Source organism: Pseudomonas petroselini (genome assembly GCF_045037875.1).
GTDB lineage: Bacteria > Pseudomonadota > Gammaproteobacteria > Pseudomonadales > Pseudomonadaceae > Aquipseudomonas > Aquipseudomonas petroselini.
Genome location: NZ_CP173614.1, coordinates 5,735,147 through 5,761,936 on the forward strand (window position 1 = coordinate 5,735,147; position 26,790 = coordinate 5,761,936).

Here is a 26,790-nt window from a genome sequence, read left to right on the forward strand (position 1 = left end):
GGACCTTATTGTTCAATCAACTGCGTTTGTTCTGTGGCATCGCCTTGACCGCGCCACTGGCAATCAACTCGGCCAGTTCGGCGACGTCGAGCAACGCGCACATGTGTTCGATCACGGTACCCGCCAGCCAAGGCCGTTGGCCCCGGTGGCTGCGCCATTTGATTTCGTTCGGGTCCAGGCGCAACGAGCGGCTGACTTGATGCACCGCCAGCCCCCACTCATAGCCTTGCACCGAAATCACATACTGCAAGCCCTGGCGAAAATCATCGCGGTAGCGGTCGGGCATGACCCAACGCGCGGTGTCCAGCACCTTAAGGTTGCCGGCCTGGCTGGGCAGGATGCCGAGGAACCACTCCGGTTGCCCAAACAGCGGCGTCAGCTCCTGGCCTTCCAGGGAATAGATCGAGCCCAGGCAGACCAGCGGCACCGCCAGGGTCAGCCCGGCGACGTCGAACAGCAAGCACTCGAAAGGCTCGGCGGCCCACGCCGGGCGGCCATCACCGGTGACCGGTGGCGGTGTGATGCTCGGCGGCAGGTGCACTTCGACCACCGGCTCGACCACCACGGATGCAACCACCACAGGCGCAGCCACGACAGGCGCCACCACCGTGGGCGTGATCGGCACCACAACCTGCGCGTCACGCGCTTGTTCTTCCAGCACCGCCAACTGGAATTCATCCAGTGCGGCTTCGGGTTCGACGACGGGCTCCAGCACCAGGATCGGTTCGGGCAGTTCTTGCGCCGTGGCCTCCTGCAGCAAGGCATCCAGATAGGATTCCAGCGCCAGTTGCGGCCGGGTCTTGGTCTTGAGTTCGACGGGACGGTTCATCACGCCACCTGCGCCACAAGTTGCTGGGACAGCAGGTGCTTGAGCAACGCGCGGTACGCCAGCACGCCACGGCTCTTGCCGTCGAACTGCGACGGCGTCAGGCCGGCGCGGCTGGCGTCACGCAGGCGCGTGTCCACCGGTATGTAGCCATTCCAGATGGTGTCCGGGTAGGCATCGCGCAATACGCGCAACGTGCCGAGGGACGCCTGGGTGCGACGGTCGAACAGGGTCGGCACGATGCTGTAGGGCAACGCCTGCTTACGCGAACGGTTGATCATCGCCAGGGTGCTGACCATACGCTCCAGGCCTTTGACCGCCAGGTGTTCGGTCTGCACCGGGATCACCAGTTGCTGGCTGGCCGCCAAGGCGTTGACCATCAGCACGCCCAGCAACGGCGGGCTGTCGATAATCGCGTAGTCGAAGTCCTGCCACAGTTGCGCCAGGGTCTTGGCGATCACCAGGCCCAGGCCACTCTGCCCCGGCGACTGGCGCTCAAGGGTTGCCAGCGCGGTGCTGGACGGCAGCAAGGAAATGCTTTCATTGCTGGTCGGCAGCAGCAGTTGCCCCGGCAAGTCGGCAGGCACGCTGCCTTTGTGCAGGAACAGGTCGTAGTTGCTGTGCTCCAGCGCATCCGGGTCGTAGCCGAAATAGCTGGTCATCGAGCCATGGGGATCCAGGTCCACCACGACCACACGCTTGCCCGCCTCCGCCAGCAAGCCGGCTAAAGCGATGGAGGTGGTGGTCTTGCCGACTCCACCTTTTTGATTGGCAACTGCCCAGACTCTCATTCGGTTGGTTCCTCCCGGCAGGCATTGGCGCGACCGAGACATTGCATAGGTTATTGAGCCGGCGACGGAGAATTGACGGCACTCTGACGAACCGGCGGCTTTGCTGGGGCCGGTGCAGTTTGTGTGCCAGCCCGCTTCAAGGCCGCATCCGGTGTTGCATTGGCGGTGCCCGTGCCGGTCAGGCTGCGGCGTACATCCAGGTTGCGGGACACCACCAGCACCACGCGACGGTTGCGCGCGCGGCCTTCCACCGTAGCGTTATTGGCCACCGGCTGGAACTCGCCGTACCCCACCGAGGCCAGCCGTCCGGGGTTCACGCCCTGCATCGCGAGCATGCGAACGATGCTGGCGGCACGCGCCGAAGACAGTTCCCAGTTGGTCGGGTACTGCGCCGTGTTGATCGGAAAGTTGTCGGTAAAGCCTTCCACGTGGATCGGGTTTTCAAACGGCCGCAGGATCGACGCCACTTTGTCGATGATGGTAAACGCCTGGTCGCTGGGCATCGCATCGGCGCTGGCGAACAGCAGGCTGGAATTGAGCTCGATCTCCACCCACAACTCATTGCCACGCACGGTCATCTGGTTGGAGCTGATCAGGTCGCCAAACGCGGCACTGATGTCGTCGGCGATGCTTTTCAGCGGATCGCTGGTGCCGCCCACGCCGGCGGCGGTTTCGTCACTGTCGTTGACCAGCGGCTTGGCCGGGGTCACGGTCTTGGGCCGTTCTTCACCGATAGGAATCGGCTTAAGGGCACGGTCGGCGTCGTTGAACACGCCGATCAGCGCCTGGGAAATGACTTTGTACTTGCCTTCATTGACCGACGAGATGGAGTACATCACCACAAAAAACGCGAACAGCAAGGTGATGAAGTCCGCATAGGACACCAGCCAGCGTTCGTGGTTGACGTGCTCTTCAGGCTCGCGACGGCGACGGCTCACAGGTGGTTACCTCGCTGAACACAGTACTCACTGCCAACCCGTTCATTGTGGTGAGCGAGCTTGCTCGCGCTGGGGCGCGAAGCGGCCCTGATAAATACACCACCGCGCTCTCGCGGAAACCGGGTTGCACGTCTTGGGGCTGCTCCGCAGCCCAACGCGAGCAAGCTCGCTCGCCACAAGTAAATACTCATGGCCATCAATCCATGAAGCCCTGGAGCTTCAATTCGATCGAACGCGGGTTCTCGCCCTCGGCGATCGACAGGATGCCTTCGAGCAGCATTTCGCGATAACGCGACTGGCGCATGGCGATTGACTTGAGCTTGCTCGCCACCGGCAACAGCACCAGGTTGGCACTCGCCACGCCGTAGATGGTGGCGACAAACGCCACGGCAATCCCGCTGCCCAGTTGCGAAGGGTCGGCCAGGTTGCCCATCACGTGGATCAGGCCCATGACCGCACCGATGATACCGATGGTCGGCGCGTAGCCGCCCATGCTTTCAAAGACTTTGGCGGCATTGATGTCGCGGCTTTCCTGGGTGTAGAAATCCACCTCCAGGATGCTGCGGATCGCTTCCGGCTCGGCACCGTCCACCAGCAATTGCAGGCCTTTGCGCGCGTAGCTGTCGGGCTCGGCATCGGCCACGCCTTCCAGGCCCAGCAGGCCTTCCTTGCGGGCGGTGAGGCTCCAGTTGACCACTCGGTCGATGCCCCCCGGCAAGTCGACACGCGGCGGGAAAATAATCCAGATCAGGATCTGCATGGCACGCTTGAACGAACTCATGGGCGACTGCAGCAACGCCGCGCCCACCGTGCCGCCGATCACGATCAACGCTGCCGGACCGTTGGCCAAGGCGCCGAGATGGCCGCCTTCGAGGTAGTTGCCGCCGATGATCGCGACAAACGCCATGATGATGCCGATCAGGCTCAATACATCCATCAGAGGCAAGCCTCCACCAGATGCTTGCCGATATCGTCCAGGCTGTAGACCGCGTCGGCCAGGTCCGCTTTGACGATGGCCATGGGCATGCCATAGATCACGCAGCTGGCTTCGTCCTGCGCCCAGATGGCGCTGCCGCCCTGCTTGAGCAGGCGCGCGCCTTCACGGCCGTCGGCGCCCATGCCGGTGAGCACCACCGCCAGAACTTTGTCGCCGTAGGACTTGGCTGCCGAACCGAAGGTGATATCCACGCACGGCTTGTAGTTCAGGCGCTCATCGCCCGGCAGGATTTTGATCGCGCCACGCCCGTCCACCATCATTTGCTTGCCACCTGGGGCCAGCAACGCCAGGCCAGGGCGCAGGATGTCACCATCCTCCGCTTCCTTGACGGTGATGCGGCACAGCTTGTCCAGGCGTTCGGCGAAGGCTTTGGTGAAGGCAGCGGGCATGTGCTGAATCAGCACAATCGGCGCCGGAAAGTTGGCCGGCAGCTGAGTCAACACGCGCTGCAGGGCGACCGGGCCGCCGGTGGATGTACCGATGGCGACCAGCTTGTAGGCCTTGCGCTTGGGCGCCGGCGAATGAGCGCTGGGGGCCGATGCACGGGCAGGCGCCACGGCAGGCCGAGCAACCGGTGCTGGCGCTGGAGCAGGTCGACCAAACGAAGGCGCAGACGGGGCCGCGGCCGGTGCAGGCGTCGGCGTCGGCGCGCTGAACAGGCTGCGTCGGTTACTGCGCGAAATACTGTGCACCTTCTCGCACAGCATCTGCTTGACCTTCTCGGGGTTGCGCGAGATGTCTTCGAAATTCTTCGGCAGGAAATCCACCGCGCCAGCGTCCAACGCGTCGAGGGTCACTCGGGCGCCTTCGTGGGTCAGCGAGGAGAACATCAACACCGGGGTCGGGCAGCGTTGCATGATATGGCGAACTGCCGTGATGCCATCCATCATCGGCATCTCGTAGTCCATGGTGATCACGTCCGGCTTCAACGCAATGGCTTGATCAATCGCTTCTTTGCCGTTGGTGGCCGTGCCGACCACCTGGATCGTTGGATCGGCGGAAAGAATTTCCGAGACGCGACGGCGGAAGAAACCCGAATCGTCCACCACCAGGACCTTGACTGCCATAAACACTCCGTTAGGCGGGGCGGGCATTACCGCCCTGCCCCACCAGAATCAAATACGCCGAGCGGCGTAACGCTTGAGCATGCTCGGAACATCGAGAATCAGCGCGATCCGACCGTCACCGGTGATGGTCGCACCCGACATGCCCGGGGTTCCCTGCAGCATTTTGCCCAAAGGCTTGATGACCACTTCTTCCTGGCCCACCAACTGATCGACGACAAAGCCGATCCGCTGGGTGCCCACGGAGAGGATCACCACATGGCCTTCGCGCTGCTCTTCATGGGCAGCCGATGCCACCAGCCAACGCTTGAGGTAAAACAGCGGCAACGCCTTGTCGCGCACGATCACCACTTCCTGGCCGTCCACCACGTTGGTGCGCGACAGGTCGAGGTGGAAGATTTCGTTGACGTTGACCAGCGGGAAGGCGAACGCCTGGTTGCCCAGCATCACCATCAAGGTCGGCATGATCGCCAGGGTCAACGGCACCTTGATGACGATCTTCGAGCCCTGGCCCTTGGTCGAGTAGATATTGATCGAGCCGTTGAGCTGGCTGATCTTGGTCTTCACCACGTCCATGCCGACGCCACGGCCGGACACGTCGGAGATCTCGGTCTTGGTCGAGAAGCCCGGGGCAAAGATCAGGTTGTAGCACTCGGTGTCGGTCAGGCGGTCGGCGGCGTCCTTGTCCATCACGCCACGCTTGACTGCGATGCTGCGCAAGATGTTCGGGTCCATGCCCTTGCCGTCATCGGTGATCGACAGCAGGATGTGGTCGCCTTCTTGCTCCGCCGCCAGGATCACCTTGCCGCCACGGGACTTGCCCGAGGCTTCGCGTTCTTCCGGGGTTTCCACGCCGTGGTCGACGGCGTTGCGCACCAAGTGGACCAGCGGGTCGGCCAGGGCCTCGACAAGGTTTTTGTCGAGGTCGGTTTCTTCACCCACCAGTTCCAGGTTGATCTCTTTCTTGAGCTGGCGAGCCAGGTCACGAACCAGCCGTGGGAAGCGGCCGAAGACTTTCTTGATCGGCTGCATCCGCGTTTTCATCACGGCGGTCTGCAGGTCGGCGGTCACCACGTCGAGGTTCGACACGGCCTTCTGCATGGCTTCATCGCCGCTGCTCAGGCCCAGGCGGACCAGGCGGTTACGCACCAGCACCAGTTCGCCGACCATGTTCATGATGTCGTCCAGGCGCGCGGTATCAACCCGCACGGTGGTTTCGGCTTCACTGGCGGGCTTCTCGGCAACCGGTGCCGCTGCAGCACGTGCAGGCGCCGGAGCGGCGGCCGGTGCGGGCGCAGGTTTGGCGGCCGGTGCAGGGGCGGCGGCTTTGGCGGCAACCGGTGCAGCAGTGGCCACCGCAGCGGCCGGAGCAACTTCGCTGAACTTGCCCTTGCCGTGCAACTCGTCCAGCAGGGATTCGAATTCGTGATCGGAAATCAACCCATCGCCTGCCGGTGCAGCAGCGGCAGGCGCCGCAGTGCTGGCAGCCGCTGCAGGCGCGGCGGCGACGGCCGGCAAGGCATCGGCCGCGAAGGTGCCCTTGCCATGCAGTTGGTCGAGCAACGCTTCAAATTCGTCGTCGGTGATGTCAGTGCTGACGGGCGCGGCAGGTGCCGCGGCAGCAGCAGCCGGTGGCACGGCGTCGGCCGCGAACTGGCCTTTGCCGTGCAACTGGTCGAGCAGGGATTCGAACTCAGCGTCGGTAATGTCTTCGCTGGTCGGCGCCGCTGCCGGAGCAACGGCGGCCGGTGCTTCTGCCTCGGCCTTGACGGCACTGAGGGAGTTGAGCAGCTGTTCGAACTCGCTGTCGGTCACATCCGCTTCGGGCTCTGCCACAGGTTCCGGCGCCGCTTCAGCCACCGGCGCAGCCGACAGGTCGGCAGGCTCGGCATAGCGCGCCAGGGCGGCCAGCAGTTCCGGGGTGGCTGCGGTGATCGGGGCACGTTCGCGCACTTCGCTGAACATGCCGTTGACCGCATCGAGTGCTTCGAGAATCACGTCCATCAACTCCGAATCAACGTGACGCTCACCCTTGCGCAGGATGTCGAACACGTTCTCGGCGATGTGGCAGCACTCCACCAGCTCATGGAGCTGGAGGAAGCCGGCGCCCCCTTTTACAGTATGAAAACCGCGAAAAATTGCATTGAGCAGGTTCGCATCATCCGGGCGGCTTTCCAGCTCGACCAGTTGTTCGGACAGTTGCTCTAAAATTTCGCCGGCCTCTACAAGGAAATCCTGAAGGATCTCTTCATCGGCGCCGAAGCTCATGGGTGTGCTCCTTAGAAGCCTAAACTGGATAACAGGTCATCTACGTCATCCTGACCTGACATAACGTCTTCACGTTTATCGGCATGAATCTGCGGACCTTCACCCTTGGCGAGATGTTTTTGTGGATCTTTTTCCGAGAGGATCGCTTCGCGGTCATGTTCAATGCCGGCGAAACGATCAACCTGGCCTGCCATAAGCACCAATTTGAGCAAGTTGCTTTCCACTTCGGTGACCAATTGGGTCACACGCTTGATCACCTGACCGGTGAGGTCCTGGTAATCCTGGGCCAGCAGAATGTCGTTGAGGTTGCTGGAAACCGTGCGGTTTTCCTGCTCGCTGCGTGACAAGAACCCGTCGACCCGACGCGCCAACTCACGAAACTCTTCAGCCCCGACTTCGCGGCGCATGAAGCGGCCCCAGTCGTGGCTCAAGGCCTGGGCCTCGGTGGCCATGCCGTTGACCAGAGGCGTGGCGTTTTCCACCAGGTCCATGGTGCGGTTGGCCGCCGCCTCAGTCAGCCTGACCACATAGGACAGGCGTTCGGTGGCATCGGTGATCTGCGAGATCTCTTCGGCCTGGGGCATATGCGGGTCAATCTGGAAATTGACGATCGCACTGTGCAGCTCGCGCGTGAGCTTGCCCACTTCCTGATACAGGCCGCGGTCACGGGTCTGGTTGAGCTGATGGATAAGTTGTACTGCGTCGCCAAAGTGGCCTTTTTCAAGGCTGTCGACCAGCTCGCGAGCATGTTTTTTCAGGGTCGACTCAAACTCGGCCTGCGATGATTCGTTATGGTCCATAGCTCCCCCGTGGCAGCATCAATGACCGATGCGTTCGAAGATTTTTTCGATCTTCTCTTTCAAGGCCAATGCAGTGAATGGCTTGACCACGTAACCGTTAACCCCGGCTTGGGCGGCTTCGATGATCTGTTCACGCTTGGCTTCGGCGGTCACCATCAGCACGGGAAGGCTGCGTAGTTTTTCGTCAGCGCGCACGTGGCGCAGCAAGTCGATACCGGTCATGCCCGGCATGTTCCAGTCCGTTACCAGAAAGTCGATGCTCCCGCTGTTGAGGATCGGAATCGCCGTAATGCCGTCATCCGCCTCGACCGTGTTAGTGAACCCAAGGTCACGCAACAGGTTTTTTATGATCCGCCGCATCGTTGAAAAGTCATCAACGATGAGGATTTTCATGTTCTTGTCCAATTCGACCTCCAAGCAGTCTTAAACGCGCCCAGCACCTGGACGCGCCATTTCAATCAACAGGCATTACACAAAAAGGACGCCTCGGGCACCACGGGTCGAACCCGCGAAGGCTAGCTGCCCTCGCGGTATCGTCTGCAGTGTCCCCACACTGCCTGTCAGCGCGCTCGCCACTCTCCCAAACGCCCCCGCAAGCGGGCTGCGCACTGGCTGTGCAACTGGCTGACCCGCGATTCGCTGACCCCCAGGACCTCACCGATTTCCTTGAGGTTCAGCTCTTCGTCGTAGTACAGCGCCAACACCAACCGCTCACGCTCCGGCAAATTGGCAATCGCGTCCGCCAGCGCACCCTGGAAGCGTTCATCTTCCAGGTCACGCGACGGCTCCATATGAGCACTCGCGCCGTCCTCGTGCAGCCCTTCGTGCTCGCCGTCCTGCAAGAGGTCGTCGAAACTGAACAGGCGGCTGCCCAAGGTATCGTTCAAAATCCCGTAATAATCGTCGAGACTCAATTGGAGTTCGGCCGCAACTTCGTGATCTTTAGCGTCGCGACCGGTTTTTGCTTCAATTGCGCGAATTGCGTCACTGACCATGCGCGTATTGCGATGCACCGAGCGTGGCGCCCAGTCACCTTTACGCACCTCGTCGAGCATCGCGCCACGGATACGGATCCCCGCATACGTCTCGAAGCTCGCCCCCTTGCTCGCATCGTATTTGGTCGACACTTCGAGCAAACCGATCATGCCCGCCTGGATCAGGTCTTCGACCTGCACGCTGGCGGGCAGGCGTGCCAGCAAGTGATAGGCGATGCGCTTGACCAGTGGCGCGTAGCGCTCGATCAACTCACCCTGGCTGTCACGGGCCGACTTTTTGTAAGCGTTATAGCCGTTCGCTGTCATAGCACGGGTCCTGCGCTCGTCTGATGCACCAATCGCTCGACGAAAAACTCCAGATGCCCCCGAGGGTTGGCGGGCAACGGCCAGGTATCGACCTTCTGGGCAATAGCCTTGAACGCCAATGCGCATTTGGAACGAGGGAACGCTTCGTAGACTGCACGCTGCTTTTGCACAGCCTTGCGCACACACTCGTCGTAGGGAACTGCGCCGACGTATTGTAAGGCGACATCGAGGAAGCGATCCGTGACCTTGGTCAACTTGGCGAACAGGTTGCGCCCTTCCTGCGGGCTCTGGGCCATGTTGGCCAGGACGCGGAAGCGGTTCATGCCGTAGTCACGATTAAGCAGTTTGATCAGGGCGTAGGCGTCGGTGATCGAGGTGGGTTCGTCGCAGACCACCAGCAATACTTCCTGCGCGGCGCGCACGAAGCTGACCACGGACTCGCCGATCCCGGCCGCGGTGTCAATCACCAGCACGTCGAGGTTGTCGCCGATATCACTGAAGGCCTGGATCAGCCCGGCATGCTGTGCCGGGCTCAGGTGCACCATGCTCTGGGTGCCGGAGGCGGCAGGCACGATGCGGATGCCGCCGGGGCCCTGCAGCAGCACATCGCGCAGCTCACAGCGGCCCTCGATCACATCGGCAAGGGTGTGTTTGGGCGTCAGCCCCAGCAGAACGTCGACGTTCGCCAGCCCCAGGTCAGCATCCAGCAGCATGACGCGACGGCCAAGCTCTGCCAGGGCCAGGGACAAATTCACTGACACGTTAGTTTTCCCGACGCCACCTTTGCCGCCGGTCACCGCGATCACCTGTACGGGATGCATGCTGCCCATTTTATTTCTTTACCTTGTCTTGCTTAGACGCAGGCTACATGGCTTGGCCGCGTGAATCGCTTGCAGACCATCGATGTAGGTACATTTCACGGTGTTCATCCTGACTCAACCCACCCGTTTTGCCGGGCTGTGGTAAAGGTCGGCGAACATATCGGCCATCGCTTCCTCGCTAGGCTCTTCTTGCATTTGCACGCTGACTGCGCGGCTGACCAACTGATGACGGCGCGGCAGATGCAGATCATCCGGGATCCGCGGTCCGTCGGTCAGGTAGGCGACCGGCAATTCATGACTGATGGCCAGGCTCAGCACCTCGCCCAGGCTCGCGGTTTCGTCGAGCTTGGTGAGGATGCAACCGGCCAGACCACAACGCTTGTAACTGTGGTACGCAGCGGTAAGAACTTGTTTCTGGCTGGTGGTTGCAAGCACCAGGTAATTTTTCGACTTGATGCCGCGACCGGCCAGGCTTTCCAGTTGCATGCGCAACGCCGGGTCGCTGGCTTGCAGGCCGGCGGTATCGATCAGCACCACGCGCTTGCGCAGCAGCGGGTCGAGGGCGTTGGCCAAGGACTGGCCCGGGTCGACATGGGTCACCGATACGTTGAGGATCCGGCCCAGGGTCTTGAGCTGTTCCTGGGCGCCAATGCGGTAGCTGTCCATGCTCACCAGCGCGATATTCTGCGCGCCGTACTTGAGCACATAGCGTGCGGCCAGCTTGGCCAGGGTGGTGGTCTTGCCCATGCCGGCTGGGCCGACCATGGCAATCACACCGCCCTCTTCCAGGGGTTCGATTTCCGGGGTGGCAATCATGCGCGCCAAGTGGGCCAGCAACATGCGCCAGGCCTGGCGGGGTTCTTCGATTTCGGTGGTCAGCGCCAGCAGGTCGCGGGACAACGGGCCGGACAAACCGATGCGTTGCAGACGGCGCCACAGGTTGGCCTGTTGCGGCTTGCTGCCTTGCAATTGGGTCCAGGCCAGCGAGCCAAGCTGCACTTCGAGCAGTTCGCGCAGGCCGTTGAGTTCAAAACGCATCGAGTCGAACACGCGCTGGTCGACAGCCGCAGCCGGGGCAGGCGCGGCCGGACGTGGCGGCTCTTTGAAGGTGGGCTCGACCAGCGGCTCGGCAGCGGTCAACGGCAAGCCGGCGAACAACTGGCGATTGGTGGTGGCATCGCTGTCGCCCCGCATGCTCAGCTCAGCCTGGGCCGAGACAATGCGCGAAGCGGTCTTGCGCAGCTCGTCTTCAAGCTCCATGTTCGGCACGCGTGGCGCCAGGGCCTGGGGGGTGTAATCCAGGGCAGCCGTCAGCTCGACACCGCCGGCAATACGACGGTTTCCGATAATCGCGGCGTCGGCGCCCAGCTCATCACGAACCAGTTTCATGGCCTGACGCATATCGGCGGCGAAAAAACGCTTAACTTGCATAACCCACTACCCTCAGCCGTTGGGCCCTACTGTCGCGACGATAGTCACTTGCTTGTTGTCAGGAATTTCCTGATAAGCCAAAACGTGCAAATTCGGTACTGCCAGGCGTCCAAACCGCGACAACATCGCCCGGACGGGGCCTGCCACCAGCAGGATCACCGGTTGGCCCTGCATTTCCTGGCGCTGTGCGGCGTCGATCAACGAACGCTGCAGCTTCTCAGCCATGCTTGGCTCCAGCAGAACGCCCTCTTCCTGGCCTTGTCCTGCCTTCTGAATACTATTGAGCAATATTTGTTCCAACCTTGGTTCCAAGGTGATCACAGGCAGCTCGGAGTCAAGCCCTACAATGCTTTGCACGATTGCACGCGACAATCCGACGCGCACCGCAGCCACCAAGGCGGCAGTATCTTGACTCTTGGCGGCGTTGTTGGCGATGGCCTCGGCGATGCTGCGAATGTCGCGTACCGGCACTTGTTCGGCCAGCAGCGCCTGCAGCACTTTGAGCAATTGCGACAGCGAGAGGATGCCCGGCACCAGCTCTTCGGCGAGCTTTGGCGAGGCTTTGCCGAGCAAACCCATCAATTGCTGGACTTCCTCGTGGCCGATCAGCTCATGGGAGTGCTTGTACAGAATCTGGTTGAGGTGAGTGGCAACCACGGTGCTGGCGTCCACCACGGTATAGCCGAGCGACTGCGCCTGGCTGCGCTGGCTGACTTCGATCCATACCGCTTCCAGGCCAAAAGCCGGATCTTTGGCGGTGATGCCATTGAGGCTGCCGAACACCTGCCCAGGGTTGATCGCAAGCTCGCGGTCCGGGTAGATCTCGGCTTCGGCCAGGATCACGCCCATCAGCGTCAAGCGGTAGGCACTGGGCGCCAGGTCGAGGTTGTCGCGGATATGCACGGTGGGCATCAAGAAGCCCAGGTCCTGGGACAGCTTCTTGCGCACACCCTTGATCCGCGCGAGCAATTGCCCGCCCTGGTTGCGGTCCACCAGCGGAATCAGGCGATAGCCGACTTCCAGGCCGATCATGTCGATCGGGGTCACGTCATCCCAGCCAAGCTCCTTGGTTTCCTGGGCGCGGGCCGGGGATGGCAGCAGCTCCTGCTGGCGCGCGACTTCCTGCAAGGCTTGAACCTTGACGGCGTTCTGCTTCTTCCAGAACAGGTACGCACCGCCACCGGCCAGCGCAGCCATGCTGAGGAACGACACGTGCGGCATGCCCGGCACGATGCCCATGATCGCCATAATGCCCGCCGCCACGGCCAGCGCCTTGGGCGAGGCGAACATCTGGCGACTGATCTGCTTGCCCATGTCTTCGGAGCCCGAAGCACGGGTCACCATGATCGCCGCTGCTGTGGATAACAACAGTGATGGCAATTGCGCCACTAAACCGTCACCGATGGTCAGCAAGGCGTACACCTTGCCCGCATCGCCGAAAGTCATGCCGTGTTGGAAGATGCCGACTGCCATGCCACCGATGAGGTTGATGAACAGGATCAGCAAGCCCGCAATGGCGTCACCGCGCACGAATTTGCTGGCACCGTCCATGGAGCCGTAGAACTCAGCTTCCTGGGCGACTTCCAGACGACGGGTTTTAGCTTGGTTCTGGTCGATCAGGCCGGCGTTGAGGTCGGCGTCGATGGCCATCTGTTTGCCGGGCATGGCGTCGAGGGTAAAGCGCGCGCTCACCTCGGATATCCGCCCGGCGCCCTTGGTCACCACCACGAAGTTGATGATCATCAGGATCGCAAACACCACGATACCGACCACGTAGTTACCGCCGATCACCACCTCACCGAAGGCCTGGATCACCTTACCGGCGGCGGCGTGGCCGTCCTGGCCGTGGAGCATGACCACACGGGTCGACGCCACGTTCAGCGCCAGGCGCAACAGGGTCGCGACCAGCAAAATGGTGGGGAATACCGCGAAATCCAGCGGCCGCAAGGCGTAGACGCACACCAGCAGCACCACCACCGACAGGGCGATGTTGAAGGTGAAGAACACGTCCAACAGGAACGGCGGCATCGGCAACATCATCATTGCCAGCATGACCAGCAACAACAACGGCACACCCAGATTGCCCCGCGAGAGGTCAGTCAGGGTGGTACGGGCCGTGCCGAACATTTGAGAGCGATCCACCACCGGTATTCCTCGTTTCCTTGAAGCAAACTTTTGACGCCGGGAGGCGTCCTGCAGGCGGTATTGCAAGAAGCCTTCCAACTTTTGTCTTGAGGGCGTAGATGGCTACAGACGTCCGATTTTTAAGGGGTGCGACCCCAATCAAATGTGGGAGGGGGCTTGCTCCCGATTGCAGTGTGTCAGGCCAAGTACAGGTCACTGACACACCGCTATCGGGAGCAAGCCCCCTCCCACATTTGGATTGGTGTACATCCGTAGCCCGCTCTAGCCGTTGCGCAGCTGATGGAGGCAGGGCGATTGTTATCAGATTAACGTTTACAGAACCCGTATGTTTTCGGCCTGCGGGCCCTTCGGTCCATCCGCAATTTCATATTCTACTTTTTGGTTCTCTTCCAGGGTTTTGTACCCATCCGATTGGATCGCCGAGTAATGGGCGAAAACATCTGCGCTTCCATCATCCGGAGTAATAAAGCCAAACCCCTTCGTCGCGTTAAACCACTTCACAGTACCCGTTGCCATTGCCGTTCTCCTGACTTGCGGGATAACGCTCACTGCGGATGCGTAGACCGCATCGGGCCCATGGATTCTCTGGACCTCCACCCGCAAGCCCACGGAAAGCTGAATGTATGGCGAAACCATGAAGCCCACTCGCACATCGTCTTCACCGTTTTCCAGGGCAATCAAACCCATCCCGGATTTCTCGTCGTAATATTTGACAGTGCCTCTGACCGCCTTCAAAACCACTCTCCCTGCCTCTCATCTACAGCCTTCGCGCAGTGCTTTAGGCAATAGAACCGCGAGAACGCCCCAGTGACTACTGTCAAAGTTGACAGGTAGACAGGCATTCACGACGAGTGGTAGCCGACAAAAATCAGGAATCGCGGCGCAATTCCGGCGGGATTGGCAGGTCTTTGAGCGGATCCGGGCGTTTGCCCTTGCCCGCGCGGTACTGGCGAATCTGATAGACATAGGCCAATACCTGCGCCACGGCCAGGTACAACCCGGCAGGGATTTCCTGGTCGAGGTCGGTGGAGTAGAAGATCGACCGCGCCAGCTCCGGCGACTCCAGCAGGAGGATGTCGTGGGCCACCGCAATTTCACGGATTTTCAACGCGGTAAAATCGCTGCCCTTGGCCAGCAGCATCGGCGCGCCGCCCTTCTCCGGGTCGTACTTGAGAGCCACGGCGTAGTGGGTCGGGTTGGTGATGATCACGTCGGCGTCGGGCACCGAGGCCATCATCTTGCGCTGGGACATTTCCCGCTGCAGCTGGCGAATGCGCTGCTTGACCTCGGGGCGGCCTTCCTGGTCCTTGTGCTCGTCGCGCACTTCCTGCTTGGTCATCAGCAGTTTCTTGTGGCTTTCCCACAGCTGGATCGGCGCATCCACCGCCGCGATGATGATCAGCCCCGCCGCCATCCACAGCGCGCTCCAGCCCACCACCTGCACGCTGTGGATGATCGCCGATTCCAGCGGTTCATGGGCAATGCGCAGCAGGTCGTCGATGTCGGACGACAACACCATCAACGCCACAAACAGGATCAGGATGAACTTGGCCAAGGCCTTGAGAAGCTCCACCAAGGCCTTGGCGGAAAACATGCGCTTGAGCCCGGCACCGGGGTTCATGCGGCTGAATTTGGGCGCCATGCTGCCGGCAGCAAACAGCCAGCCGCCGAGGGCGACCGGGCCGATCAGCGCGGCCAGCAGCAAGGTGATCAGGATCGGCTGCACCGCCAGGATCGCGATCTTGCCCGAGTGCAGCAGGTACTGGCCCATGGCGTCGGGGTTGAGCAGCACTTCGCGGGGCAAGGCAAAGTTGTGCTTCATCAGCTCCATCAAGTCCAGCGCCAGGCCACCGCCGTAGATCAGCAAGGCACCGGAGCCGGCCATCATGGTGGCGACGGTGTTGAGCTCTTTGGAGCGCGCAATCTCGCCCTTTTCCCTGGAGTCCTTTTTGCGTTTTTCCGTGGGGTCTTCTGTTTTGTCCTGACCACTCTCGCTCTCGGCCATGGCTCAGCGCGCCCGTGCCAGGTCACGTAAGAACTGCAAGGCGTCGGTCGCCAGCGGTTGATACTGATTGAGAATGTCCGCCAGGCCGATCCAGAAAATCCCCATGCCCAATACCAGGGTCAACGGGAAACCGATCGAAAAGATGTTCAGTTGCGGCGCCGCACGGGTCATTACGCCAAACGCGATATTGACCACCAGCAACGCAGTAATGGCCGGCAGCACCAGCAACAGCGAGGCACCCAACACCCAGCCAAGCCGCCCCACCACTTCCCAGAAATGGTTGACCACCAGCCCCGAGCCCACCGGCAAGGTGGTGAAGCTTTCGGTCAGCACCTCGAACGCCACCAGGTGGCCGTTCATCGCCAGGAACAGCAGGGTCACCAGCATGGTCAGAAACTGCCCGATCACCGCCGCCGACACACCGTTGGTGGGGTCGACCATGGACGCGAAGCCCATGCCCATCTGGATCGAGATGATTTGCCCGGCGATCACAAACGCCTGGAAAAACAGCTGCAGCGAGAAGCCCAGCAGCGTACCGATCAGGACCTGCTCGGCGATGAGCATCAGGGCACTGAGGTCCAGCGCATTGACCGGCGGCATCGGCGGCAGGCCAGGCACAAGCACCACCGTAATAGCCACGGCGAAATACAAGCGGATCCGCCGTGGCACGAGGGTCGTGCCGAACACCGGCATGGCCATCAACATGGCCGTTATCCGGAACAGCGGCAAAATGAAGGACGCCACCCAAGTGCTGATCTGGGTGTCGGTCAATGCCAGCAAGGATTGCATCGGGTCAGCCGATCAACTGCGGAATACTGCCGTACAGCTGCAGGATGTATTCCATGAAGGTCTGCACCAGCCACGGGCCGGCGACGATCAGGGTGACCAGCATCACCAGCAGGCGCGGCAGGAAGCTCAAGGTCTGTTCGTTGATCTGGGTCGCGGCCTGGAACATCGCCACCAACAGGCCCACCAACAGGCTCGGCACCACCAGCACCGCGACCATCACGGTGGTCAGCCACAGCGCTTCACGGAACAGGTCGACGGCGACTTCGGGAGTCATTGCGCTATACCCCGCCGAAACTACTGGCCAGGGTGCCGATAATCAGCGCCCAGCCGTCCACCAGCACAAACAGCATGATCTTGAACGGCAACGAGATGATCAGCGGCGACAGCATCATCATACCCATGGCCATCAGCACGCTCGCCACCACCAGGTCGATGATCAGGAACGGGATAAAGATCATGAAGCCGATTTGGAACGCCGTCTTCAATTCGGAGGTGACGAACGCCGGCACCAAGATGGTCAACGGCGCCTGGTCCGGGGTGGCGATGTCGGTCCGCTTGGACAGGCGCATGAACAGCTCAAGGTCGCTGGAGCGGGTCTGGGACAGCATGAAATCCTTGATCGGGCCCTGGGCCTTGTCGATGGCGTCCTGGGCGGTCATTTTTTCCGCCAGGTAGGGTTGCAGGGCTTGCTGGTTCACCTTGTCGAACACCGGCGCCATGATGAACAGCGTCAAGAATAAGGCCATGCCGGTGAGGATCTGGTTCGACGGCGTCTGCTGCAGGCCCAGGGCCTGGCGCAGGATCGAGAACACGATGATGATCCGCGTGAAGCTGGTCATCAGCATGACAAACGCCGGGATAAAGCTCAGCGCGGTCATGATCAGCAGGATCTGCAGGCTGACCGAATACTCCTGCGCACCCGCCGCGTTGGTCCCCAGCGTAATGGCCGGAATCGACAACGGGTCGGCGCCGAACGCCAATGGCGTCGCCAGCAACAGCATGAGCGTCAATAAAACGCGCATTACTTCTTATCCTTCTGATCCTTGCCCAGCAACTCCATCAGGCGCTGGGCGAATTCTGGCGTGGCGGGCTTGGACGAGTCCACGTTCACCGGAGTCTTGAGCACGTGCAAGGGGGTGATGCGGCCGGGGGTGATGCCCAGCAGGATCTGTTCCTCACCCACTTGCACCAGCACCAGCCGATCACGCGGGCCGAGGGCGCGCGAGCCGATCAGCTCGATGACCTGGGCGTTGCCCGGGCCGACGCTCTGCACTCGACGCAGCAACCAGGCCAGTACGAAGATCAAGCCGACCACCAGCAACAGCCCCAGCACCAGTTGGGTCAATTGCCCGCCCAGGCCAGTGCCCACCGGCGCGGCGGCCGCGGCCTGAGCCACCGGTTCGGCCGCCCAGGCGTCCAATGGCAGCGCGACTAACAGTCCCACCATCAGCCGTTTCATATCAGCGCAGCTTCTTGATGCGTTCGCTCGGGCTGATCACGTCCGTCAGGCGGATGCCGAACTTTTCGTTGACCACCACCACTTCGCCATGGGCGATCAGGGTGCCGTTGACCAGCACATCCAGCGGCTCGCCGGCCAGGCGGTCAAGCTCGATCACCGACCCCTGGTTGAGTTGCAGCAGGTTGCGGATGTTGATGTCAGTGCTGCCCACTTCCATGGAGATCGACACCGGAATGTCGAGAATCACATCCAAGTTCGGGCCATCAAGGGTCACCGGGTCATTGTTCTTCGGCACGCTGCCGAATTCTTCCATCGGCAGGCGCTTGCCGGCCGGTGCAGTGGCGGCATCAGCGGCCAGCAGTGCATCGATATCGTCCTGGCCAACATCGCCGGTTTCTTCCAATGCCGCTGCCCATTCGTCAGCCAGGGCCTGGTCTTCGGCGGAAGTGATTTCTTGTTCGGTAGCCATTACATGTCCTCGGCGGAGCAAACATTCATAAATAGGGGTGCATCAACAGCGGCGGCTCAGCGACGGGTGATCGACTCCACCACCTGCAGTGCCAGGTTGCCCTTGTGGGAACCCAGCTTGACCTTGAACGACGGCACGCCATTGGCGCGCATGATCATTTCTTCCGGCAATTCGACCGGGATGATGTCCCCCGGCTGCATGTGCAAAATATCGCGCAAGCGCAACTGGCGACGGGCCACCGTGGCGCTCAGCGGCACGTCAACGTCCAACAGGTCTTCGCGCAGGGCCTTGACCCAGCGTTCGTCTTGGTCGTCGAGGTCGGACTGGAAACCGGCATCGAGCATCTCGCGCACCGGCTCGATCATCGAGTACGGCATGGTCACGTGCAGGTCGCCGCCACCGCCATCGAGTTCGATGTGGAAGGTGGACACCACAATGGCTTCGCTGGGGCCGACGATGTTGGCCATGGCCGGGTTCACTTCCGAGTTGATGTACTCGAAATTGACTTCCATGATCGCTTGCCAGGCTTCCTTCAAATCGATGAAGGCTTGCTCCAGCACCATGCGCACTACCCGCAACTCGGTGGGGGTGAATTCACGGCCTTCGATCTTGGCGTGACGGCCGTCACCGCCGAAGAAGTTGTCCACCAGCTTGAACACCAGCTTGGCGTCGAGGATGAACAGCGCGGTACCGCGCAGCGGCTTGATCTTGACCAGGTTGAGACTGGTGGGTACGTACAGCGAGTGTACGTACTCACCGAATTTCATCACCTGCACGCCACCCACCGCCACGTCCGCCGAACGGCGCAGCATGTTGAACATGCTGATACGGGTATAGCGGGCAAAACGCTCGTTGATCATTTCCAGGGTCGGCATGCGTCCACGGACGATGCGATCCTGGCTGGTCAGGTCATAACTTTTGACACTGCCGGGTTCGGCAGCCATTTCGGTCTGTACCAGACCATCGTCGACGCCATGCAACAGTGCGTCGATTTCATCCTGGGACAGCAGGTCCTGCACGGCCATGTCGTGATCCTACTGCAATACGAAGTTAGTGAAGAGCGCCTGCTCGATCACGACTTTGCCGAGCTCTTTCTGGGCCACTTCCTGCACGCTGGCAGTGACCTTCTGGCGCAGCATTTCCTGGCCCACCGGGGTGGCGAGTGTGTCGAAGCTTTGGCCGGAGAACAGCATCACCAGGTTGTTGCGGATCACCGGCATATGCACCTTGAGGGCATCCAGGTCCGACTGGTTGCGCGCCAGCAAGGTGATGCTCACCTGCAGGTAGCGTTGACGACCGTTCTGATTGAAGTTGGCGACAAAAGCCGGGAGCATCGGCTCGAAGATTGCCGGTTGCTTGACGTTACTGGCGGTTTCGGCAGCGGGGGCCGGTTTGCTGGCGCTGCTGTGCATGATGTACCAGGTGCCACCCACCGAAGCGCCGATGGCCAGGAGCAGGCCCAGGACTATCAACAGGATAAGCTTGAGCTTACCTTTGCCTGCGGGTGCTTTTGCTGCGTCGTCGCTCTTCGCCATGCCAATAATCCGTCACTATTCGGGGATTCATAGATCTACGGAAAGGCAAGAGCAAGTGTTATGCCAGAGTTGTCTGAAGTGGGGGACGTACGGACGCGGCAAGTCAAATTGTGGGAGGGGGCTTGCCCCCGATAGCGGTGTATCAGTCACCCATGTTTCAGCTGACAAACCCTCATCGGGGGCAAGCCCCCTCCCACATTTCATCCGGCGCAAAAATCAGATCAGGCGTAGTAGTCGACGGCGCTGGAGCCGATCACTGTCGACGTTACCGGCGCTACCGCTTCAGCCACATCAACAGGGCTACCGCTGTCGCCGTTATCGCCACCCCGACCGCCGCTGCTGCTCACGCCACGGGTCTGGGCCTGTTGTTGCTGCTGCTCCTGGCCACGGGACTGGTCGGAGACGTTGACGTCCACCTGCCCCATGCCCTGCTGGGCAAACATCTCCCGCAGACGGCCGGACTGGCTTTCCAGCGCTTCACGCACCACCGGGTGGGCGCTCATGAAATTGACTTGGGCCTGCTGGTCGGCGGTCATGTTGACCTTGATATCCAGGCGGCCGAGCTCAGCGGGTTGCAACTGGATCTCCGCCGACTTGAGGTTGGCGCTGGACAGGTACATCACACGGTTGACGATTTCATCGGTCCAACCGCTCTGGTGCATGGCCAACGGCGCATTGGTCACCGGCGGCAAAGCGTTCGCCGTTTTCGGCGTGGCCGCTTGCGTCAACGCAGCCAGGCGGTTGGCGAAGTCATCGACACGGGTGTCGCTGCTGGCGTTCTTCAAGTCTTTAAGGCCGTCTTCGATCAGCCCGCTGAACGCCTTGTCGCCGCCCTGGTCGGTGCTGTCCTTGGTGGCTTGCTGGTCGACCATATTGGCCAGGCCAGCGGCAAAGTTCTGCGCGGCGGTCGGCTGATCCTGGGTCGGTGCCGGTGCCGGTGCGGCCTTCGCCGAGGCCTGGCTGCTGGCCGACACATGCCCGCCCTGCTCCATCGCCAGGCGCACGGCCGGCATGGCGTCCAGGGGATCGGCCTCCGGATCGAAGGCCGGCTTGGCCGCCTCGGTCGCGGCGACCGGCGCTGCAACCACCGGCTGAGCGTTGTCATCCTTGGCCGTGGTGACGGGCGCCGGAGTCTCAACCGGCACCGGCACGGCCACCGGGGTGACGGTGGCAATCAATGCCGGGTCGACCACCGGGTCAACCGGAGGCTGCTGCACCAAGGTCGGATCGGCCGGCGCGTCGTCATCTTTGCTGGCGCTGTCGTCGGTCTTGGCCGGCGGGCTGGCAGGCAAGGTATTGCCGCTATCGGCAACCGCTGGTGTGCTGGCGGCAGGCTTGTCGTTGCCTGATGCCGGCTTGGCGCTGGCGTCGGAAGGCTTGTCCCGCGTGGGTTTGGGCGAGTTGTCGTCGGCTTTGGCTGCGGGTTTGGAGCCTTGGCTGGCGAACACTTGAGCGAAGCCAGGGCCCTTGTCCCGTGGGTCCGCAGCCACCGCCGGTTGATTGGCGGCGGGCGCTTGAGGCTTGGCCGCGGGGGCAGCCTGCAGGAGGGAATTCGGGGCGACTGGCATAGGTAAAGGTCTCCACTGCATGGGGATCGGGGATGCAGTATCTAGAGGTAGAGCAAGAGTTGGGCCAGGTTTTGATTTTACGGTGTACCTATCCGTTGCGTACCTATCCGTTGTGTGGGTAACGGATGAAAGGGGTCCGCCCCAACACTCGGCACCCCGATTGCAATGTGTCAGCTAATACACCTGCAACTACCCCCACTGCTATCGGGAGCAAGCCCCCTCCCACATTTAACCGAGATCGACAGTAAGAACCTGGCAGGACGACGGGTTAGCCGCTGTAAGCGCGGCCCCCTAAGTGGCCGTTACCGCAGCAACGGATATGTACACAACCTCAACTCAAATCTGAAAGCGCTGCCGCTCCGTCTCATACAACGGCTTCACCAACGCAAACTCTCGATCAATCTGGTCCACCAACTCCCCCAAATCACTAATCCCAGCCCCAGCCCCAGCCCCAACCGACTCAACCTCCAGCCGCTGGCACAACTGCGCCAACCGCACTGCCCCAAGGTTCCCACTGCTCCCCTTGAAGCTATGCGCAATCCGCCCCAACGCCTTGGCATCATCCCTGGCCTTACGCAACGCTTCGACGCGTTTCTGGGAGTCATCAAGAAAGGTATCGAGCAACTTGGGATACTCACCCTCCATGACTTCCTGCAAACCCGACAACACATCAGGGTCCAGATGTAGATCAACCACTTGCTCGCTCCTTGATCAAGAATCGACGGATTATGCCAGAGCCTCCCAGGAAAACTCCACGCAGACACTGCGCCCGCCATCGGACCAGCGTACAGCGCTGCTCAACTGACGCACCAGGCTCAAGCCCCGGCCAGACAGACGGTCGATATCCAGCGGCCGCGCCAGCACCTGTTCCACGTCGAAACCAAGCCCGCTGTCTTCGACACGCAGGGTCATCGTGCCACCCGTCTCGGTCGGCACCACCTGCACATGCACGCGTATATGGCCGCTATCAAGCTGCGCCAGGCGGTCATTGCGCTGGCGGTAATACTCGGCAAACCCGTCGGCATCGCGCTTGAGCCGCGAATCCAGGCCCAGTACGCCATGCTCCAGGGCATTGGAGTACAACTCGGCCATCACGCTGTAGAGCGCCCCGCTCTGCTCGCGCAGGCCGTGGATCTCCAGCAGCAGTTGCAGCAGGTACGGCAATGGGTTGTAACGCTTTAAGGTCTCGGCGCGGAATTCGAAACTCACCGACCAATCCAGCGGGCACGACTGCCCGCTGTCGGCATACAACGGCCCGCTGGCACGCAGTGGCGGCCCGGCTTGCAGGGTGATTTCCACCATGCTCACGTCATCCCGTGCCTCACCTCGAAACGCCGCCAGGGCCTGTTCGATCGCTTCAAATAAACGATCAGGCTCGCGATTGGCAGCGAACACCTGCTGCAAGCGTTCGGCGCCGAACAGCTGGTCATTGGCGTCGGCGGTATCCAGCACCCCATCGGACAACAGGAACACCCGGTCGCCCAGGGCCATGGGCCAGACTTCGGTGCGGTCATCAAAGGTTTCGGCCGACAGCACCCCCAACGGCAGATGCCGCGACGCCAGCGGCGTACGCTTGCCGGTCGCGACTTCATGCACATATCCGTCAGGCATGCCGCCGTTCCACACCTCCACCACCCGCCGCTGCGTGCTCAGGCACAACAGGGTGGCGCAGCAGAACATGTCCACCGGCAGGATGCGCTTGAGCTTGGCGTTCATCTCGCGCAGGGTCTGCGCCAGGCCGTAGCCCTTGGCGGTCATGCCATAGAACACCTCCGCCAGGGGCATGGCGCCCACCGCCGCCGGCAAGCCGTGGCCGGTGAAGTCGCCGAGCAGCACGTGCATATCGCCGGACGGCGTGTAGGCGGCCAGCAGCAGGTCGCCGTTGAACAGCGCGTAGGGCGACTGCAGGTAGCGGATATTTGGTGCGGCATTGATACAGCCGGAATGCGCGACCTTATCGAACACCGCCTTGGCCACCCGCTGCTCATGCAGCAGGTAGTCGTGATGCTTGGCGATCAGGTCGCGCTGCTGCAAGACCGTGGCCTGCAGGCGGCGCAAACGGTCCATCGCGTTGATCTTCGCTGCCAGGATGAGCGGGTTGTAAGGCTTGGGCAGGAAGTCATCACCCCCCGCATCCAGGCACTGCGCCAGCGCCTCGCTCTGGCGCAGTGACGTGAGGAAAATGATCGGCACCAGCGCCTCCCCCGCCAGTTGCTTGATCTGCCGCGCAGCCTCAAAGCCGTCCATCACCGGCATCAGCGCATCCATCAACACCAACTGCGGGCGCTCACGGGTAAACACCTCGACCGCTTCAGCACCGTTGGTGGCGGTGAGCACCTGGTGGCCCTGGCGCCGGATAATGGTCGACAGCAACAGCAAATCGGCGGCGCTGTCTTCAGCGATCAATACACTCAGCGCTTGCGCAACCGGGGCCAGGACGCTCAAGTGAGGTCGAACAATTTGTCGAAGTTGGAAATGGCGAGGATCTTGCGCACGTCGGAGTTGCTGTTGACGACCTGAACCTCGGCCTCATCGCCGCCGGCATGGTCACGTAACAGCAGGAGCATGCCCAGCGCGGAGCTGTCCATGTACGTGGTGTCCTTCAAGTCCACCACGTAGATCTCGGGCACCTTGTAAAACCGTTCGTAGGCGTCACGAAAGGCTTGATGGCTACCGAAATCGAACCGCCCTTTGACTGAAATCGTCAACTTCTTCCCATCCAGGGATACATCTGACTCGACTGACATGTGACTGCTTCCTTGTCATTGGCAATGACACAAGGTTTAGCAGGTGAACCGGCTATGGGCAACACACCACATCAAATGTGTATGGGCTATGCATTATTTGTAGTGAGCGGGCTTGCCCCGCGCTGGGGGGGGCGAAGCCTCCCCCAAAAAGGCCATCGGGTTATTCAGGTAAAACGCGGTGTCAGGTTTTAGGGCCGCTTCGCAGCCCAGCGCGGGGCAAGCCCGCTCACTACACGCGTGTGTCATCGCAGGTAAGCCCGCGCCTTAATACTGTTCTTGGCGTGGAAGGCGCTGAGAGAGTTCGTCGAGCAGCTTTTGCTCGCGTTTGTCTTCAAGTGCCCGCGCTTCATCGATATAGCGCTGCACCAGCTTGCGCAGGCCTTCGACCCGGGCAAACGCCGCTTGCCAGCTCTCGCGCGCTTTATCGAGGTTGTTCTGGTGCCACGCCAGGCTCTGGCGCTGCTGGCCGACGGCCGTTTCCAACTGGTTGAGAAAGCCCTGGTAACCCATCAACCACTGGCCCGACACGCCTTTGGCGCCGCGTTCGATCCATTGTTGCTGGTATTCACCGCGAAAACGCTCCAGGTCGCCGAGTTTACTTTCCGCCAGGCGCACCTGGCCCTGGAAATAACCCAGGCGCTGAACGGCGGTTTTCTCGGCCTTTTCGGCCATGTCCACCACCGGAGCCAGGCGTGCGGCGCGGCTGTTGGCCATGGCTTAGCCGCCCGGCGCGGGGGCGAAGATCGACTGCAGGTGCGCTTCGCTTTCGCCCATGCTGATCTTGTCGTTGAGGCCTTGGCGCAAGTAGGTCACCAGTTGCGGTTGCAGGGCGATGGCCAGGTCGGTGTCGCGATCACCGCCGGCCACGTAGGCGCCGACACTGATCAAGTCGCGGCTTTGTTGGTAGCGCGACCACAGTTGCTTGAAGTGTTGCGCGCGGGCCATGTGTTCCGGGGTGACCACCGCCGGCATCACCCGGCTGATGGACGCTTCGATATCGATGGCCGGGTAGTGCCCTTCTTCGGCCAGACGCCGCGACAGCACAATGTGGCCGTCGAGCACGCCCCGCGCCGAGTCGGCAATCGGGTCCTGCTGGTCATCGCCTTCGGACAGCACCGTGTAGAACGCGGTGATCGAGCCCCCGCCCGCCTCGGCATTACCGGCGCGTTCCACCAGTTTGGGCAACTTGGCGAACACCGACGGCGGGTAACCCTTGGTCGCAGGCGGTTCGCCAATGGCCAGGGCGATTTCCCGCTGGGCCTGGGCAAAACGCGTGAGCGAGTCCATCAGCAACAGGACGTTCTTGCCCTTGTCGCGAAAATACTCAGCGATGCGCGTGCAGTACATCGCGGCGCGCAAACGCATCAGCGGCGCATCGTCCGCCGGCGAGGCGACCACGACAGAGCGCTTGAGGCCTTCTTCGCCGAGGCTGTGCTCGATGAATTCCTTCACCTCACGGCCCCGCTCACCGATCAGGCCCACCACGATGATGTCGGCCTCGGTAAAGCGCGTCATCATGCCCAGCAACACCGACTTACCCACGCCGGTACCGGCGAACAGGCCCAGACGCTGGCCGCGACCGACCGTCAATAATCCGTTGATGCTGCGAATACCCACGTCCAGCGGCACGCTGATGGGGTTACGGTTGAGCGGGTTGATGGTGGGGCCGTCCATCGGCACCCAATCTTCGGCCTTCATGCCGCCCTTGCCATCCAGCGCGCGACCGGCGCCGTCCAATACGCGGCCGAGCATGCTCATGCCCATCGGCAGGCGGCCGGTGTCGGCCAATGGCACCACGCGGGCGCCGGGGGCAATGCCCGCCAGGCTGCCCACGGGCATCAGGAAAATCTTGTTGCCGGAAAAGCCCATCACTTCGGCTTCGACTTGCACCGGGTGGTAGCTGTCGTCGTTGATGACCATGCAGCGGCTGCCCATGGCCGCGCGCAGGCCTTCGGCTTCGAGGGTCAGGCCGACCATGCGCAACAGGCGCCCTTCGAGGATCGGCTGGCCGGGCAACGCTGTGGCTTCGGCGTAACCGCTCAAGCGCTTGGCGAAGCTGGTGCGATCAAGGCGCATCGGCGGCGTCCAGGTCCACGCTCAGGTCAGGCTCGGCGGGGTTCAGAACCTGCTCATGCACCTGGTCCAGCAGCTTGGCCATGATCTGGCTGATGCGGGTTTCCACCGTCGCATCGATGCGACTGTGTTCGGTCTCGACGCGGCAACCGCCGGGCTGCAACGCGGCGTCTTCGACGATGCGCCAGGTTTCTTCGTGGCGCTCGCGCAGGGCTTTGACCTGTTCGAAATCCTGCGGGTTGATGTACAACCGCACATTGCCGACGCCCAGGGGCAGCAGCTTGAGGGCTTCGCGCATCACGCTTTCGATATGGCTGGAGTCCAGCACCAGCTCGCGCTGGATCACTTGGCGAGCGATGTGCTCGACCAGGCCGACCATGGCCTTTTCGATCTGCGAATCCTGCTCGGCAATGGGGTCGAACAGCACCCCCATCAAGCGCTCCAGGCTGGCCAGCTTGACGTTCAGCGCCGCCTCGGCTTCCTGGCGCACTTTGAGGGTGGTGCTGCGAAAACCATCTTTTTCACCGGCGGCGAAGCCTTCGTTGTAAGCCTCCTGACGGATGCTTTCCAACTCTTCCAGGGTCAGCGGCTGGACTTCATCCAGCGGCACTTCTTCCATTTCCACCGGCGGCTCTTCAACCGGTTCCGGCTCGGGCTCGGGCACATGCGGATCGAAGCTGGGCAACGACCAGATGTCGAACCCGCCGACATCCCGCGCGCGAATCAGATCGCTGGGAGCCTCATCTTTGTTCGACATGGAAAG

28 protein-coding genes are annotated in these 26,790 nt (G+C 61.7%); all 28 read right to left on the minus strand.

The window, feature by feature from the left end; genetic code table 11:
• Positions 1–16: 16 nt before the first annotated feature.
• A complete protein-coding gene (locus ACI512_RS26385) occupies positions 17–829 on the minus strand; it encodes a CheW domain-containing protein (RefSeq protein ID WP_236381070.1) in 813 nt (270 codons plus the stop codon).
• Positions 829–1,617, minus strand: a complete 789-nt coding sequence (locus ACI512_RS26390) for a ParA family protein (RefSeq protein ID WP_015885168.1) — start codon at positions 1,615–1,617, stop codon at positions 829–831. Before ACI512_RS26390 ends, ACI512_RS26385 begins: the two co-directional genes overlap by 1 nt.
• Positions 1,618–1,667: 50 nt before the next feature.
• Positions 1,668–2,555: a flagellar motor protein MotD gene (motD, locus tag ACI512_RS26395; protein WP_043205705.1), complete on the minus strand. Its 888-nt coding sequence runs from the start codon at positions 2,553–2,555 to the stop codon at positions 1,668–1,670.
• Between the two features lie 196 nt (positions 2,556–2,751).
• On the minus strand, positions 2,752–3,492 hold the full coding sequence (locus ACI512_RS26400; RefSeq protein ID WP_010166125.1) for a flagellar motor protein: 741 nt from the start codon (positions 3,490–3,492) through the stop codon (positions 2,752–2,754).
• Positions 3,492–4,619 carry a chemotaxis response regulator protein-glutamate methylesterase gene (locus tag ACI512_RS26405; RefSeq protein ID WP_236381072.1) on the minus strand — a complete coding sequence of 376 codons (1,128 nt, stop codon included), beginning with the start codon at positions 4,617–4,619 and terminating at the stop codon, positions 3,492–3,494. Before ACI512_RS26405 ends, ACI512_RS26400 begins: the two co-directional genes overlap by 1 nt.
• Before the next feature lie 48 nt (positions 4,620–4,667).
• Positions 4,668–6,884 (minus strand): chemotaxis protein CheA, encoded by a 2,217-nt coding sequence (locus ACI512_RS26410; RefSeq protein WP_064052736.1) that lies wholly within the window; start codon positions 6,882–6,884, stop codon positions 4,668–4,670.
• 11 nt (positions 6,885–6,895) lie between these two features.
• Entirely contained in the window at positions 6,896–7,684 is a 789-nt protein-coding gene (locus ACI512_RS26415; RefSeq protein ID WP_064052735.1) for a protein phosphatase CheZ, read from the minus strand.
• An 18-nt stretch (positions 7,685–7,702) separates the two neighbouring features.
• Positions 7,703–8,077 carry a chemotaxis response regulator CheY gene (locus tag ACI512_RS26420; RefSeq protein ID WP_005790040.1) on the minus strand — a complete coding sequence of 125 codons (375 nt, stop codon included), beginning with the start codon at positions 8,075–8,077 and terminating at the stop codon, positions 7,703–7,705.
• A 167-nt stretch (positions 8,078–8,244) separates the two neighbouring features.
• On the minus strand, positions 8,245–8,985 hold the full coding sequence (gene fliA, locus ACI512_RS26425; protein ID WP_015885174.1) for an RNA polymerase sigma factor FliA: 741 nt from the start codon (positions 8,983–8,985) through the stop codon (positions 8,245–8,247).
• Positions 8,982–9,815 carry a flagellar synthesis regulator FleN gene (gene fleN / locus ACI512_RS26430; protein WP_003192912.1) on the minus strand — a complete coding sequence of 278 codons (834 nt, stop codon included), beginning with the start codon at positions 9,813–9,815 and terminating at the stop codon, positions 8,982–8,984. Before fleN ends, fliA begins: the two co-directional genes overlap by 4 nt.
• A gap of 105 nt (positions 9,816–9,920) precedes the next feature.
• Complete coding sequence (gene flhF, locus ACI512_RS26435; protein ID WP_015885175.1) at positions 9,921–11,237, minus strand: flagellar biosynthesis protein FlhF; 1,317 nt, start codon at positions 11,235–11,237, stop codon at positions 9,921–9,923.
• A gap of 12 nt (positions 11,238–11,249) precedes the next feature.
• Entirely contained in the window at positions 11,250–13,364 is a 2,115-nt protein-coding gene (flhA, locus tag ACI512_RS26440) for a flagellar biosynthesis protein FlhA (protein ID WP_268947352.1), read from the minus strand.
• A gap of 330 nt (positions 13,365–13,694) precedes the next feature.
• Positions 13,695–13,898, minus strand: coding sequence for a cold-shock protein (locus tag ACI512_RS26445; protein WP_236381078.1), 204 nt, complete (start codon positions 13,896–13,898; stop codon positions 13,695–13,697).
• 352 nt (positions 13,899–14,250) lie between these two features.
• On the minus strand, positions 14,251–15,387 hold the full coding sequence (gene flhB, locus ACI512_RS26450; RefSeq protein ID WP_064052733.1) for a flagellar biosynthesis protein FlhB: 1,137 nt from the start codon (positions 15,385–15,387) through the stop codon (positions 14,251–14,253).
• A gap of 3 nt (positions 15,388–15,390) precedes the next feature.
• Positions 15,391–16,176 carry a flagellar biosynthetic protein FliR gene (gene fliR / locus ACI512_RS26455; RefSeq protein ID WP_064052732.1) on the minus strand — a complete coding sequence of 262 codons (786 nt, stop codon included), beginning with the start codon at positions 16,174–16,176 and terminating at the stop codon, positions 15,391–15,393.
• 4 nt (positions 16,177–16,180) lie between these two features.
• Positions 16,181–16,450, minus strand: a complete 270-nt coding sequence (gene fliQ, locus ACI512_RS26460; protein ID WP_010208761.1) for a flagellar biosynthesis protein FliQ — start codon at positions 16,448–16,450, stop codon at positions 16,181–16,183.
• Between the two features lie 4 nt (positions 16,451–16,454).
• Positions 16,455–17,198: a flagellar type III secretion system pore protein FliP gene (gene fliP, locus ACI512_RS26465; RefSeq protein WP_015885180.1), complete on the minus strand. Its 744-nt coding sequence runs from the start codon at positions 17,196–17,198 to the stop codon at positions 16,455–16,457.
• Positions 17,198–17,635 (minus strand): flagellar biosynthetic protein FliO, encoded by a 438-nt coding sequence (gene fliO, locus ACI512_RS26470; protein WP_046036033.1) that lies wholly within the window; start codon positions 17,633–17,635, stop codon positions 17,198–17,200. The genes fliP and fliO overlap by 1 nt, the downstream gene beginning before the upstream one ends.
• A 1-nt stretch (position 17,636) precedes the next feature.
• Positions 17,637–18,104, minus strand: coding sequence for a flagellar motor switch protein FliN (gene fliN, locus ACI512_RS26475; protein WP_015885182.1), 468 nt, complete (start codon positions 18,102–18,104; stop codon positions 17,637–17,639).
• A 56-nt stretch (positions 18,105–18,160) separates the two neighbouring features.
• Entirely contained in the window at positions 18,161–19,129 is a 969-nt protein-coding gene (fliM, locus tag ACI512_RS26480; RefSeq protein WP_015885183.1) for a flagellar motor switch protein FliM, read from the minus strand.
• Positions 19,130–19,138: 9 nt separating this feature from the next.
• Positions 19,139–19,639 (minus strand): flagellar basal body-associated protein FliL, encoded by a 501-nt coding sequence (gene fliL / locus ACI512_RS26485; RefSeq protein ID WP_015885184.1) that lies wholly within the window; start codon positions 19,637–19,639, stop codon positions 19,139–19,141.
• A 221-nt stretch (positions 19,640–19,860) separates the two neighbouring features.
• On the minus strand, positions 19,861–21,207 hold the full coding sequence (locus ACI512_RS26490) for a flagellar hook-length control protein FliK (RefSeq protein ID WP_236381076.1): 1,347 nt from the start codon (positions 21,205–21,207) through the stop codon (positions 19,861–19,863).
• Between the two features lie 336 nt (positions 21,208–21,543).
• Complete coding sequence (locus ACI512_RS26495) at positions 21,544–21,903, minus strand: Hpt domain-containing protein (RefSeq protein WP_064052729.1); 360 nt, start codon at positions 21,901–21,903, stop codon at positions 21,544–21,546.
• Between the two features lie 30 nt (positions 21,904–21,933).
• Positions 21,934–23,652 carry a fused response regulator/phosphatase gene (locus ACI512_RS26500; RefSeq protein ID WP_043205711.1) on the minus strand — a complete coding sequence of 573 codons (1,719 nt, stop codon included), beginning with the start codon at positions 23,650–23,652 and terminating at the stop codon, positions 21,934–21,936.
• Positions 23,649–23,954 carry an STAS domain-containing protein gene (locus ACI512_RS26505; RefSeq protein WP_236383433.1) on the minus strand — a complete coding sequence of 102 codons (306 nt, stop codon included), beginning with the start codon at positions 23,952–23,954 and terminating at the stop codon, positions 23,649–23,651. The genes ACI512_RS26500 and ACI512_RS26505 overlap by 4 nt, the downstream gene beginning before the upstream one ends.
• Positions 23,955–24,218: 264 nt before the next feature.
• Positions 24,219–24,668: a flagellar export protein FliJ gene (gene fliJ / locus ACI512_RS26510; protein ID WP_015885189.1), complete on the minus strand. Its 450-nt coding sequence runs from the start codon at positions 24,666–24,668 to the stop codon at positions 24,219–24,221.
• Positions 24,669–24,671: 3 nt separating this feature from the next.
• Positions 24,672–26,030 carry a flagellar protein export ATPase FliI gene (gene fliI / locus ACI512_RS26515; protein WP_046036030.1) on the minus strand — a complete coding sequence of 453 codons (1,359 nt, stop codon included), beginning with the start codon at positions 26,028–26,030 and terminating at the stop codon, positions 24,672–24,674.
• Entirely contained in the window at positions 26,020–26,784 is a 765-nt protein-coding gene (gene fliH / locus ACI512_RS26520) for a flagellar assembly protein FliH (RefSeq protein WP_236383435.1), read from the minus strand. Before fliH ends, fliI begins: the two co-directional genes overlap by 11 nt.
• Positions 26,785–26,790: the final 6 nt, after the last annotated feature.